The following is a 14000-nucleotide window of genomic DNA, read 5'->3' as shown; positions in this document are numbered from 1 at the left end:
CTAGAGTATCCGTTTTGATCAAGCGGCTTTTTGGTTCCATTTTCGGTTGTCGCGCAGGAGTGCGTTGGCGAGGACGATAAGTTTTCGCATGATTGCAGTTATGGCAACCTTTGGCGGTTTTCCAGTCCCGATAAGCGCGTTGTAGGTTGCCTTGAGATCTGGATTAAAGCGGGCTGCGACAAGTGCTGGCATATAGAGCGCTTGCCGAACGATGGCCCTTCCGCCAGCAATGAAAGCACGTCCGGTCCATCGTCCGGATTGTCGGCTCATCGGAGCTAGCCCGCATAAGGAGGCTGCGGCCTTTTCGTCGAGCTCTCCGAGCTCGGGCATTTCGATGATCAGCGTGAAAGCAGTGACAGTGGAAATGCCGGGAATGGAGACGAGGATATCGAAGCGCACCTTGAGGCTATCATCGACATCGATCAAATCGCATGATGGCCTCATCGATCTGTCGCATCTGGGTATCTATCTGCCTGAGGCGCACATCGTTTTGCCGTTTGAGCAGAAGCTGGGTCAGGTTCTTTGCGCGGTTTTTGGCCGCAGTCCTGTCCTTCAACAACGCCAGGCGAGCAACGTGTAGTTCCTTCAAATCATTGAGCACATGCGTATTTTTGCGCAGAAGACGCGGATCAAGCAGCAGCCCATAGCGGGCAAGCAGTTCAGCATCAACCCGATCCGTCTTGGCCAACCTGCCGGTCGCTTCGGCAAAACGCCGGGCAAGGCGCGGATTGATTTTGGAAATCGGCAAGCCCTGGGCGATCATGAAGCGCTCGAACGCTTTGTGATAAGCGCCCGTTGGCTCATAGACGATACGGTCAATGGGCAAACCGCCGATCCATTTGAGGATTGCAACAAATCCTTTGCGGTCATGGGAAATCCGCAGCCTCTCGCCACCTGGTAGGCGATGAAGATCGATATGGTCTTTCGATATGTCGGCGCCGATAGTATCCTGGTGCATCTTTTCCGCCTCCTATGCTTGTCATCCAGGGCGAGTCCCTGGGTATCCGTTCAGGACGATTGGAAAAGATGGGGGCGATCACACTCTAGCTCGGCCCTTCAGGCGGCCTGCACGTCCACGATCCATCGCCGGACGAGGGTGGCAGCCCTCTCCGGCGCTTCTTTCTCTCACAAGAAGCGCGGATAGTCATAAGACAAGCGCGTCCGTTGAACGCGGAATCGTAATTGAGATGACAGTCGCTGTTTGCCGTGATTCCCTGCCTTCGAATCAGGGAGATTGGGATGTCACGTGCATTAAGCGATGATCTTCGCAGCCGTGTTCTGGCGGCTTCCGCAGACGGGATGTCTGCACGCTCGGCGGCGGCGCGGTTTGGGATTGGGATTTCGACGGCCATTGCCTGGATCGCCAATGCGCGACAGGGTCAATTGACCGCAGGCAAACAAGGCCGACGTTCTGGCTCCAGGCTGGATGCGCATGAGGCATTTTTCATCGGCCTGATCGATGTGGAGAAGGACATCACGCTCAACGAGATGGTTCTGCGTTTGAGCAAGGATAAATCCGTATCGATCGGCCGTAGTGCTCTTGACGTGTGGCTTCGCAAGCGGGGCTGGACCTTTAAAAAAGACCGCACATGCATTGGAGCAGGAGCGAGACGACCTTTTGAGCCGGCGTCGGGCCTGGTTTGATGGCCAGCTCGATCTCGATCCCGCCAAGCTGGTTTTTATCGATGAGACTGGCCTTTCCACGAAGATGGCTCGACTGCGCGGGCGATCCCTATGCGGACAACGCTGCCGGTCAGCCGTTCCCCACGGACACTGGAAAACTACGACCTTTACAGGCGCGCTCAGGCTTTCCGGCATGACGGCACCGATGGTCCTCGACGGCCCGATGAACGGTGCGGCATTCTTGGCCTACATCGAACAGGTTCTCGTGCCGACGCTCAGTTCGGGTGATACTGTCGTCATGGATAACCTGCCGGCTCACAAAGCCGATGGTGTCCGGCAAGCAATAGAAGCTGCTGGCGGCAGGCTGCTCTATCTCCCGCCCTACAGTCCGACTTCAACCCCATTGAAATGGCCTTTTCCAAACTTAAAGCGCTTCTGCGGGCAAGAGCCGAGCGCTCCGTTGACGCCTTGTGGGATACCGTCGGCAAAATCGCCACGCTCTTCAAACCGCAGGAATGTGCAAATTACTTCGCAGCAGCCGGATATGACCCCGATTAAAATGGACGCGCTCTAAGTTCTTTCAAAACGCGCAGATAACGTAAATCGCACTTTCAGATTTGACGGCTTCTTCTAGATTTACGGAAGGAGTGATGGGATGACTGATGAGAGGGATGGGTCGATGGGGCAAGTGATCCGGATTGACGAGGCTCGGATCAAGGATCACCTGGGCGAGATGGTGAGGGGCACAGTCGAGGAAGCCCTGAATGCGATGCTCGACGTGGAGGCGGACCGATTGTGGGGCTGGGCGCTATGAACGTAGCGAAGGCCGTCAAGACACGCGTGCAGGCAGCTATGAGCGTGCGCTGCACACGACGGCTGGCGAGGTGAAGCTGAAGGTTCCGAAGCTGCGGCGACAGACGTTTGAGACAGCGATCATCGAGCGCTATCGACGACGAGAAAGCTCGGTCGAGGAGACGCTGATCGAGATGTATCTGGCTGGTGTATCAGTCCGACGCGTGGAGGATATCACCGAGGCACTTTGGGGCACGCGTGTCAGCCCTGGGACGGTGTCGAACCTCAACAAGAAGATCTATGCCAAGATCGAGGAATGGCGGAATCGGCCTATCGATGGCACTCACCCGTATGTGTACCTCGACGGGATCGTGATGAAGCGGACCTGGGCGGGGGAGGTTCGCAATGTCTCGCTCTTGGTGGCCAGCGCCGTCAATTCTGAGGGCTACCGCGAGATCCTGGGCATTTGCGAGGGGGCAAAGGAAGATAAATCCGGCTGGTCAGCTTTTCTACGCCACCTGGTGGATCGCGGCCTCAGCGGTGTGCAGTTGGTCATCTCAGACGCCTGCCGAGGCCTCGTGGAGAGTATTACCGATTACCTGCCTGACGCTCGCTGGCAGCGCTGCATGGTTCATTTTTGCCGCAACGTATTTTCGCACGTACCGACCACGAAAGTGCGCGAGACCAGCCATATGCTGAAGGCGATCCATGCTCAGGAGAGCCAGGAAGCAGCGCAGGAGAAGGCGCAGAGATCATCGAAGACCTGCGCCGCCAGAAGTTGGGCAAGGCGGCCGAGCTGATTGAGGCCCATATAAACGAGACGCTCAGCTACTACAGCTTCCCGGATAGTCATTGGCTGAAGATCCGGACCAATAACCCACTGGAGCGGATGAAGGAAATCCGCCGCCGCACCCGCGTGGTCGGGGCATTCCCAGATGGCCAAAACTGCCTGAACCTTGCAGCAGCACGGCTCAGACATATCGCCGCAAGCCAGTGGTCAACGCGAAAGTACATGAACATGGACCCGCTCTACGCGGCCCATGATTTAACCCACGGAGCCGTCGCCTGACAAAAAGTGCGAAAGATTCTGGACATTACCAACGCGCATGATTTGTGCGGCAGGTAGTCGTGATCGACGATGCGATGTTTGCCTCAGCGAGGGCATATAAGACACAAAGCGCCGACGAAGGTGAATGAACCTGGCGATTAAGAAAAGCGCTTCTACTATATCCCGGACAATGAAAAATCATGGTTTCGCTTTCGTCGGTGCCTACAAATGCGGGCACCGCTTTTAAGACCCTTTGCGGTCTCACTCCATGTAAATTCACCGAAACCGCAATCGAGTCAGACTGAGGTTTCACCTGCTGATCATCGTACGAATTGCATACGCCATAGTTCTAGAAGAGACTGGCTTAGCCAGCGCAAGGACCGCTGCCCGGTCATCGTCCGAGAGTGGCATGTGACAGTCAAGGCCTCCCACGATGATAACGGGCACCGTCTTGAGGGGCTCGTGCACTTCGTCAGCGGGTTCTCGCGCGAGAAGGCACGAATGGTCCGCCACGATAAGATCGGCTGCTTTCCCCCTCGACATCCAGTCGCAAAGAAAGTCGAATGACTTAAAGCCCACCGGCTCATACCCCAACGCGGCAATCTTGTCTTCATACATTCCCAACGTCGTTGGATCATGCTCTACGACTGCGACGATTTCTCCATTACCAAATGGTGTATCATAACCTCTAAAAAGGCTGTCAATTCTGACGGGCTCCTTCGGGGAAGACGGTAGGTAGATGTCGAAGCGCGTACCACGGCCAACGGTTGATGTAACGTCAACATACCCTGCAAGCGCGCACACTTGGCCGTGCACTGCAGCAAGACCAAGCCCCGTTCCGCCGACACGAGAGCGTGTCGTGAAAAAAGGTTCAAAAATATGCGGTAGAGCCGCTTCAGCAATGCCTTCGCCATTGTCGCAGACAGAAAGGAGGACATAGTCGCCAGGTGGCAAAGTGCGATGAGTAAGTGCTTTAGATTCTACAACAACAGTGCGAGAGACGCTGACCTCGATACGGCCTTTATTCAAAAAAGCCTCCGAGGCATTCTTACAGAGATTCATCAGGATCTGCTGTATTCCCAATGGGCATCCTTCGATCACCTTCTGCCTTTCATCAATTTTGAAAGTCAGTTCTACGTCCGCGCGATGCGCTATGCGTAGCAACGGAGCTAAATCCAATACCACGTCGGCGACGTCGAAGGGCTTGCTCATACGTTCTCGGTTCCCGCTCAATGCAAGAATCTGGCCAATGATCAGCTTCGCTTTGTCCCCGGCCGAGATAATTTGGCCGACGCAATCCCGAGTCCGCGAGGGGCAATGCAGAAGACTGTAGGCCGTCTCGGCATAGCCGATAATTGCTCCGAGTATATTGTTGAATTCATGCGCGATTCCCCCAGCAAGCGTGCCGACCGCTTTCAAGCGTTCGGCATGTTCCAACCGCCTTTCCAGAAGATTGCGCTCCGTCTTTCTACGTCGAAGATCAAGGCATTCACAGACTCGACCTATCGCGCGTTCAAAAAACTGGTCCTCGCTAGCGGATAGTCGGAGACCATCTGGCTCATAAAGAAGGCAACAAACCGCGCTCATCTCGTCGGAAGGTTTGAATGCGAGCATGTGACACAAGCCAGAAAATCCATAAGCAAGGCGGTAAATATTTTGTGCTGAAACGGTGCTAACTATCAACCGTTCCTCCGTCTTGACGCGAGAGAGTATATCAAGCAACCGTATATCGTTCCAGATTGGCCCAGGAGTACTTGCAGCGAAACACTCGGCCTCTCCCCCGGTAGAAACACCAAGCAGTGCCAGTGTGCACTGATTAGCATTGAAAAAGCGCTGAATAACTCGAAGCGCTGCCTCGGTCGGGAAGCTTAGCGGCACCTTAGTCGTTTCAACGCCTCTGAAACAAGTCTCGATTTCCCTAATCGCCGATTCAAACTCCATGTGCCTTGCCAACCGATTTGTCTGCAGCCGCAACCTTGAAACTAGAACGGCCACACAGACGCAAAGGCCTATAATCACTAACGCCAGGAATAATGTTGCCCATCGCACACGCTGGTTGGCTAGGCCCAGAGCTTCCAAAAAATTTTGGTTTGCGGCTGCGTAGAAAGTGTCAGATGATCCGATGTTTTTTGCAGGACCGTCCAGCTGCGGCAGCAAAGTCGGCACGATCCGTCCACTACGAAAATCAGGCGCAATGACTTCATTCCCGCCCGCTGGCGATGGCAGCCAATTGAGACTTTCCTCAATCTTTGACACCGGACTTGAACTTGGCTCATAAGAAAGCCGGCGAATCAGACTACCAAATTCGCGCCTCGCCGTCGGAAATCTTGCAAGCAAGTGAAACGAGTTGACGAAGATTGAGAGAGAATTCTGGGTGAGCACTTTTTTTTGTGCGTCGAAGGCTGCAGCAATCGCCATCGTCCTTTCAACCGGCCAGTTTTCACTAGTAGATGACTGAGAGAGATGAATAGTGCTCTCGATAGAAGCATTTTCAATCGTTTCCTGTTTACGCATCTGGCTCCTTTGCAGAGCGTGTAAGGTCCCGGCAATTGGGCGGTAATTCAAAAGTATGCCGGCCCACGCGCAAAACAGGTCGCGTCGCAATGATGCATGAGTCGTCAAACTTTTTCGCAAATCACTCGACGCAACCTCACCGGCTTGGCTATCTTGTCCGCGGCCGATTGCAAGCACTCCGAACAAAACAGTTGCGAAAACCAACATCAGAATTGCCCTGGTGCTGCGCCCCTTCTCCCAAGAAGAAGGGCACACAGGATTCGCCGTAGCCTCCCTCCCCCTTCGCTTCGTTTCGAGTTGATTGATGCACGGCCAGTGCTGAACCAGAAAGACCAACATACGCTCCGTTCAGTAGAGATCGCGTGACCATGCCAATTCGTGATCGCAAACGATTACAATGTCAGGAGCGGACGTCCAGAATGCCGACGCGATAAATTTTGTTCGACGATTTATCAATCTTGGAGGAATAGCCCCATTTAGATGAATTCATCCCCTGATAGATATTTGGGGGATTGCGACGACGCTGGCATTAGCACCTTCGGCGCCGAGCCGGGCAGCACGACAGCTTCATCGGACTGGAAATGCCCGCCAGTCGCAAACCCTGATCGGTTTAAAGCCAGCCAATGATTTTCCGCGGCTCAACTTGGAGCGCTCCCGACTTCTAAAGAATGCATTAGGTCCGCTGGCGCATAAACGCAGACTTCGCTGCTCGACACCGCGCGAATTTTTGACGCCCTAGCACTTGGTCAAACGATGCACCAGGCGGCCTGCTGTGATTTGATGGATCGGCTTGTTAATTGCATTTATGTCCCTGTCCAAATCCGATTCCGTGGCTCAGCTGCACGCTTCGGCTGAAGAGACAGCGCCTCATGCGTCAAACTGCCATAGCGTAGGGTCAGGCCAAATCGAAGCGTGTTCCATTCCCTTCTGACGGGGGATCGTTAGCTGATCGGCCAAGTTTGTTGTTTCGCCTGTCAAATCACCGAAGCTCGTTTTCTCGCAGGCTCCTTGAATGTACCGTTTCACGGCAAGATCTTTGAGTTTCAAAGCTCGCTGAACAATCCAGCTGAGCGTGCTCGTTTGCGATCGCGATTCCATTCAATAAATTCCTCAGTCATCTAAACTGGTCTACGACGAAATACCATTGAAGCTCAGTCTGCAAAACCGAAATAGCGTTACATTTGTAACTCCGCAGAGGCTTCCTCAGCCCTGATGGCTGGTGTGAATCGTCTCGTCAGCTGATGTGCGGCCGGCATTAGGAGGATGAGTTTTTGTTCGGCGAGGATCAGCCGGCCGGATAAGTTGATTTAACCTGTAACAATAATACCTTTCTTATTTCTTGATTAGAATTGCTTTAGCGCGTAGCGGTTCTGCGCGGCTTGATATTTCCCATATGGGCAGGCCCGAAAATTTCCCTCTCTTGAGGTGCGGCCGCCATCCGGTGGCAAATCGCCTGATGTGCGTTCGATGCATTGGGTAGCTTGCCATTTTAGCATCCAACCAATCTATGACGGACTGATGATATCAAACAAAACAAAGCTCCTAAATATAGCCCTGAGCATGATGTGTTCACTGGCCGCAGGTTTTTGTGCGGCAAGTGTATACTCAACATTTCGTTACGGGTTTAGCAATCATGCTTTGATGACTTTCGACATATTTGCTTTTTGGTACAAGACGCCGTTCTATCTTGGCTACACAACCCTCTTCTTCTATCAGGGTTTGGCTCTCGTCATTTCGACATCGGGAATCGTTCTGCTAGCTCAGCAAATCTTATTCCAACGCAAGCACGACCATCACGGCACGGCGCGTTGGGCTCACCCAGGTGAGATGCGGCGGGCGGGTTATTTTCGGCGGTACAATCGCATCAGTGGTCCCGTGTTCGGAAAGACTGGCGGGCCATTTTGGTCTGACTATTATCTGACCAATGGCGAGCAGCCTCACAGCCTTATCGTCGCCCCGACCCGCGCGGGAAAAGGCGTGGGCGTTGTCATCCCAACGCTACTGACGTTCAAGGGCTCAGTGATAGCCCTCGACGTCAAGGGCGAGCTATTTGAGCTCACGTCCAGGGCGCGCAAAACCGGCGGCGACAGTGTGTTCAAATTCGCACCGCTAGACCCAGAACGACGGACGAGCTGTTATAATCCCCTATTAGATATCACAACGTTGTCTTCAGAGCGGCAGTTCACCGAAGCGCGTCGCCTGGCGGCAAATCTCATTACGGCCAAGGGACAGGGCGCGGAAGGTTTCATCAACGGCGCACGAGATCTATTTGTCGCCGGCATTCTTGCTTGTATCGAGCGCGGTACGCCAACAATTGGCGCTGTTTATGACCTCTTTGCTCAGCCAGGGGAGAAATACAAACTCTTCGGGCGCCTCGCGGAGGAGACTCAGAACAAGGAGGCTCAGCGGGTTTTCAACGATATGGCGGGCAACGATACAAAAATTCTCACCTCCTACACTTCCGTGCTAGGTGACGGCGGCCTCAACTTATGGGCGGATCCGCTGGTAAAAGCGGCGACGAGTCGTTCTGACTTCTCACTCTATGATCTCCGCCGCCGGAGGACTTGTCTTTATCTTTGCGTTAGCCCAAACGACCTAGAGGTTATCGCGCCACTCATGCGCCTCCTCTTCCAGCAAATCGTTTCAATCTTGCAACGCTCACTCCCAAGCAAGGACGAGAATCACGAGGTGCTATTCCTACTCGATGAATTCAAGCACCTGGGTAAACTCGAGGCGATTGAGACGGCAATCACGACAATCGCTGGCTACAAGGGCCGCTTTATGTTCATCATCCAAAGCCTCTCAGCGTTGTCGGGAACCTACGACGAGGCAGGCAAGCAAAACTTCTTGAGCAATACGGGCATGCAAGTTTTCATGGCAACTGCCGATGACGAGACGCCGCTCTATATTTCGAAAGCGATCGGTGAATATACATTTGTAGCGCGCTCCACTTCCTATGGCCAAGGCGGGATGTTCGATCGCAATATTCAAAATTCAGACCAAGGTGCACCCCTATTACGGCCCGAACAGGTGCGGCTGCTGGATGACAACAGCCAGATCGTTCTCATAAAGGGTCACCCACCATTGAAGCTGAGAAAAGTCCGCTATTATTCCGATCGTGCACTGAAGCGCATCTTCGAGAACCAGACGGGCGCCCTTCCCGAGCCTGCACCGTTGATGATCGCAGAAGAAGGCACGTCATCAACGTCGCCCCCTCAGCAGACGCAACGGCAGGAGTAGATGCTTTGCAAACTACCGTGGAATGAACAGTCTATTCTTCTTCATCTTGCGAAGGGCCGATCTCATCAGTTGAAGATTGAAATGTCCGCCGATGTGCCTGAGGATCGGCTTGCCTTACCGACCAATCTTCGGACACGGGCATCGATAAATTGGTGCCCGCCGCTTGATTCATGCCCACCGAGAGCTTTACGCTAAGTCGTCCGATATCGATCGCTCTTCGCGCCGCGGTTTCCGCTCCTTGATCTAGTGCCTTCCCGGTCGCCGTTCCGCTTCTTCAAGCCGCACCGGGCGCTCACCACCCGCCCATCTCAAAATGAATTTTCGAGAGGGTGTTGTCACGTTAAAGCTTGTCGCGTCTAAATCGCCTCATACCCTGCGGCCTTGAAGTAGTTTCGACATTCTTCAACGGGGAACAGTGCACAGATGTCGCTCAGGGCATTTGATATTGCGTCGAAACTCTTTGCGGCTTTCTTTCGTAGGAGCGTCTTGAGTTTCGAGAAGGCCGTTTCGATCGGATTTAGATCGGGCGAGTACGCAGGTAGAAGAAGCAGCCAGGCACCCTTTTGTCTGATGAGATCTTCGGCCTTTTCGCTTTTGTGGAAACGAACATTGTCGGCAATCACGGAACGCAACAACACGGGAACGCAACTCGATCGGATGTGATTTGCCCATGATCGGTCTCCTTCCAGCTACGAAGGAATCACAAATCGGCCGATTCGAGAACCTGAATCAAAAAACGGGCGACGCGCTTTAGTTTCTCTGGCTGGAAAGGTCAGCGGCTCGTGGATATTCAGACGACACAGGCCGCAATTTTCCATGCATCGAAGGCTTCGAGCCGATGGTAGCGAATTGTTTGCGCGGCGCGGCGACGGGACGGAACTGAACTGAAAAGCAATTGCGGGTCGCTGAGTGCATGGAGACGAACCGTTGCACGTGCCTGGTGATCGGTGGCCTTGCATGGTTCGTTCCCGTTTTCGAAACGGCAGATGGCTGTTCTCGGCCCGATTATTGAGGCCCTTGTGCGACCAATGGTCAAGACCGGGGGCCACTTCTCGGTTGATTGTCACACGAAAGCGTGGATAGTCACCGGGATGGAGAGCCGGAAATGAATCTCAACGATGACGACGAACACCTGCTAGAAACGCTTTTCCGCAACGGCACGATTACCGTCGTGGGGGTGGTGCTTTCATTTTCCCTAGGCTTCCTTACGCAGTGGGCCAGCAATCCAATACCGTGGAGACTTGCCGACCTGCCGACGTTGGTCGTCATAACTATAGGTATCGTCTTTCAGCTGCGCTCCCTCGCTTTACTTTTGCAAACGTCATCGCTGAGAAAAGTCGTCTACGACAAGGCAAGCCGGCTATTTCTGAATGGCGTGATCGTCACTGGGTCTGGCGTTTTTCTGGCGATCCTCATTGACACGTTCCAGTTGCTGATGGAGCGTTAACCGACACTTGGATTGAGGGGTTCCGCCGGTAAATACCGCCGAAAATGTTAAGGCGACACTACCCGGCTAGGTGTTGTCACGTTAGTTTCTCTGGCTGGAAAGGTCAGCGGCTCGTGGATATTCAGGCGACACGGCCGCAATTTTCCATGCATCGAAAGCTTCGAGCCGATGGTAGCGAATTGTTTGCGCGGCGCGGCGACGGGATCTCGTGTCTGCATCGCCGAAATCTACGCCCAACCCGTCAGGCAGGCAACCGCAGCCCAGTAACGTGACAAAACCTTCGAGAGCGACAGGCGGTCCTATCTAGGTTGTTCGCGAGGCGGCATTCCGACATTCAGAAGACGAGGAGACGCTTGCCGGCGACAAGCTGCACACTACCTCCGTGATCTCGTCATAAGGAATCCAATACAGTGGCTCAGGTCCTGATCGCGGTTATTAAACCGGCGATGGTCCGTGCGCAGCGCGCGCACTATTGTCGTAAGGACTACTGACAGGACGGCCATTGTCCCCGTAATGGATCTCCACATCAGCGTCGAAGAAATAGCCTGCGCCTCGGGCTGTTTTAATTAGACGAGGGTTGGCTGGATCTACTTCAAGCTTTCGGCGCATGCGCAAAATGAGGACATCAACGCTTCGGTCACACACCTCTTCTCCCCGAACTCGGCTCGCAAGCAGAAGCTGTTCTCTCGTTAATACGTCACGTGGCTTTTCCAAAAAGGCGACTAAAAGGTTGAATTCACCCGCGGTCAGCTTGACCTCGACGCCTTCTTCAGAGATTAGCCGACGTCGCCTAAGATTCAAAGTCCATCCGGAAAAATGAAAGGAACGTCGGTCTTTTGCCCGTGGACTGATAGGACGCCGGCGTAATGCTACGCGAATACGGGCTAAGAATTCGCGCATTCCAAAAGGCTTCGAAACAAAGTCAGTTGCCCCGAGCTCCAGTGCAACAACTTTTTCTGCCTCCTCAAGACGGTCGCCGCTGATGACAATGATGGGAGTAACCCATTTCATCGTCAGATTGCGCACAATGTCCAATCCGTCTTCACGACCCAGATTGAGATCAAGAACCACAAGATCAACCGGCTCACATGCGAGCACACGATTCAGTTGCCTACTATCGCTGACTGCGGTTACCTTAAAGGCGTGCAAAGTCAGATATTCGACAATAAGATGGCGCATGGCGGCGTCGTCATCGACGACAAGAATGTGTTTCAAATAGCGTACCTTTCAATCTTATCCACGTTGGAAACTTCAGGCTACCGGTTCTTATTCGATCCTTTCCAGTGCGGGTCGGTAGTTCTCGGCCACGCTTGAGAGGCCGGCCCGAAAGTTCGCGATTTGGTGAAAGACGCTATTGAGCGATTTGGGCATCATAGCGCAGATATTCTACCAGCGGCCTATCCATTAGGAATGAACTCCTTGGTCTACCAACTCACGCGCGGCCGTTCGTCGAGGAATGTGCGATGATGACGACGAGACCGACGGGCCCGGTGTTGGCCATTACCTGCGTGATGCCCGCGACGTGTTTTCGATGCGATCTCTGGGAGCCACGTCTCGATTGAAGCGGTTGATAGGCTGCGCGAGTTGTAGCCGATCGAGAGGAACGCCAATTGCGGCCCGGATTCGATCTCTAATGCTCTTCCATTGCAAGCGCGCGTGCCCTGTTGTGGCGAGTTTTAGCGAGTTCAGCGTGGACTGGGACTTTGAGTTGGTCTTCAGCACATTTTCCATAGCACCCAGCTTCCTGTTGTTCATCACAGGGCATCGTCACATAATGGCGTCGCTCTATAGATGGGAGCGCCTTATAGGCGATGCTAACCAAAATCTGGACCATCCTGCACTCCTTGATTCTTCCTTTGCCCATTCGAGTTCGCCGACGTCCGTCTTCCTAATGGATTCGATACTATCGGTGAAATTAATAGTTTGAATGGTGTTCATCTGCGATATGGATGCTAATAATTTATGAGGCACCGGTTAAATGCCTGAAGCCGGTTTGATGGCTGAAGTCATCGCATCTGGCGGCAGGTCGCATCCGTGTCGGCCTCCCGCAATCCGACGCTCGATGAAAGCACCTTCTCAACAGACGTTTTCCGGAAGCGAAGTTTCTGGTTGAGCTACAGGCCATCATCATCAACTTAGAAAAAATCAAATTTTTCGGAATTCTGCATACGCCGCTTGTAGACAAGAATTTGCGCTTTCTTAACGGCTACATGAGGGTTCTTTGGCCATAATCTTTGGCCGCATCGAGGGCTGCGTTGATACTAATGCTGATTGAGAAGGTCGGCCACCGTCTCCCCGCGTCGGCGCGCGTCGGCCGCCAGCCATATCTCACCAACTTCATAAACACTACCGTGGGTACGGAATGGCACGATGACGTCAATAGCCGCCGAGAGCATATCAATCAACGTGCGATCTTCAATGGCAGCTCCTTGCGGACTGCTCTTGACGAGCGAAAAGAGCTTCTTGAAGCCCTGGATGGGATTTGCCCCGTGAATAGTGGAGATCGATCCCGGATGGCCAGAAACGACCTCGCTGAGATATGCCCAAGCGGCATCGTCACGCATCTCGCCCAGCAGTATTCGATCCGGCCGCATGCGGAGACTAGCCTGTAAAAGCTGCTCTGCGGTCACCGCACCCAAACCTGCTCCATCCTTAGAATAGAGTAGCCTGACATGATTTTCATGCGGGATTACGAGCTCGAGCGTGTCTTCGATAGTGATCAGCCTTTCTTGCGGTGGGATAGCGTTGATCAAAGTCTTGCTCATCGTGGTTTTGCCGCTTCCTGTGTGTCCGCAAAGCAGCATTGTCAGTCGCCCAGTCACGCAAGCTTGCAGGAATTCTTCCAAATCACCGCGAGCGTAGTACTCCAGAATTTTTTCATCTTCTTGAGCTTGGCGCTCCTTGCGCGACTGCCATTGGTTCCAGCGTGATGCATGATAGCGGGATGATACTTCCTTGAGTTCGGCAACACGAGTGGAGGGGCGCCGAATTGTCAGACTAACAGTACCTGACGGCACGGCAGGCGGTAAACAGATCTGCAGCCGCTCTCCGCCTGGCAACTCGGTGGCGCAGAGAGGGCTTCGTGGTCCTACATCCTGCTTTCGCAACGCTCCGGCCAAGATCGCAATATCTTCAAGATCGTCGTATGTGAGAGATGAAGGATATTTCGTGAACGCACCGGTCTGGCGAACGAACGCCTCCCCGGGCTTATTAATCGCGACCTCTTCGGTCCTTAGGTCCTCAAGCCATTTCAAAACCGGTTTGAGGAGGAAATACAATTGGGGATGTGCCACCGCTTGCATCAAAGTCTCCAATCTTCATTATCGTTGAGGTGCT

The 14000-nt window shown here is 53.6% G+C and carries 6 protein-coding genes and 4 pseudogenes; 4 read left to right on the top strand and 6 right to left on the bottom strand.

Translation table 11 applies throughout. The features are described 5' to 3' along the window. Positions 1-18 precede the first annotated feature (18 nt). Positions 19-958: pseudogene (locus A3C3_RS42055) on the bottom strand (IS110 family RNA-guided transposase). A 281-nt stretch (positions 959-1239) separates the two neighbouring features. Here A3C3_RS42055 and A3C3_RS44385 point away from each other — a divergent pair. Both A3C3_RS44385 and A3C3_RS42040 read left to right on the top strand, forming a co-directional pair. Continuing rightward, positions 1240-2181, top strand: a pseudogene (locus A3C3_RS44385) (IS630 family transposase). A 121-nt stretch (positions 2182-2302) separates the two neighbouring features. Further along, positions 2303-3484, top strand: a pseudogene (locus A3C3_RS42040) (IS256 family transposase). Positions 3485-3772: 288 nt separating this feature from the next. On the opposite strand, the gene A3C3_RS0133660 reads toward A3C3_RS42040, so the two are convergent. Next, positions 3773-6316, bottom strand: a complete 2544-nt coding sequence (locus tag A3C3_RS0133660; RefSeq protein WP_022718923.1) for a two-component system VirA-like sensor kinase — start codon at positions 6314-6316, stop codon at positions 3773-3775. A gap of 1179 nt (positions 6317-7495) precedes the next feature. Between A3C3_RS0133660 and virD4 the strand changes: the two genes are divergently transcribed. Beyond that, the gene (virD4, locus tag A3C3_RS0133650; protein ID WP_028740225.1) at positions 7496-9217 is read left to right on the top strand and encodes a type IV secretion system ATPase VirD4; all 1722 of its coding nucleotides are present in this window, start codon (positions 7496-7498) and stop codon (positions 9215-9217) included. A 356-nt stretch (positions 9218-9573) separates the two neighbouring features. Here the strand turns inward: virD4 and A3C3_RS40090 are convergent, their stop codons facing one another. Further along, entirely contained in the window at positions 9574-9840 is a 267-nt protein-coding gene (locus A3C3_RS40090; RefSeq protein WP_372432627.1) for a transposase, read from the bottom strand. A 167-nt stretch (positions 9841-10007) separates the two neighbouring features. Beyond that, positions 10008-10269 (bottom strand): annotated as a pseudogene (locus A3C3_RS48760) (DDE-type integrase/transposase/recombinase); the annotation flags it as partial. A 53-nt stretch (positions 10270-10322) separates the two neighbouring features. Here A3C3_RS48760 and A3C3_RS0133635 point away from each other — a divergent pair. Further along, entirely contained in the window at positions 10323-10664 is a 342-nt protein-coding gene (locus tag A3C3_RS0133635) for a hypothetical protein (RefSeq protein ID WP_022718918.1), read from the top strand. Positions 10665-11099: 435 nt separating this feature from the next. Here the strand turns inward: A3C3_RS0133635 and virG are convergent, their stop codons facing one another. Together virG and virB11 are read right to left on the bottom strand one after the other, a co-directional pair. Further along, entirely contained in the window at positions 11100-11879 is a 780-nt protein-coding gene (gene virG / locus A3C3_RS0133630) for a two-component system response regulator VirG (RefSeq protein ID WP_022718917.1), read from the bottom strand. Positions 11880-12925: 1046 nt separating this feature from the next. After that, the gene (gene virB11, locus A3C3_RS0133620; protein ID WP_022718915.1) at positions 12926-13966 is read right to left on the bottom strand and encodes a P-type DNA transfer ATPase VirB11; all 1041 of its coding nucleotides are present in this window, start codon (positions 13964-13966) and stop codon (positions 12926-12928) included. Positions 13967-14000: the final 34 nt, after the last annotated feature.

Origin of the sequence: Rhizobium mongolense USDA 1844, assembly GCF_000419765.1 — a bacterium.
Lineage (GTDB): Bacteria > Pseudomonadota > Alphaproteobacteria > Rhizobiales > Rhizobiaceae > Rhizobium > Rhizobium mongolense.
Note: the sequence above shows the minus strand (reverse complement) of the source record. Positions and strands in the feature narration are given on the sequence as shown.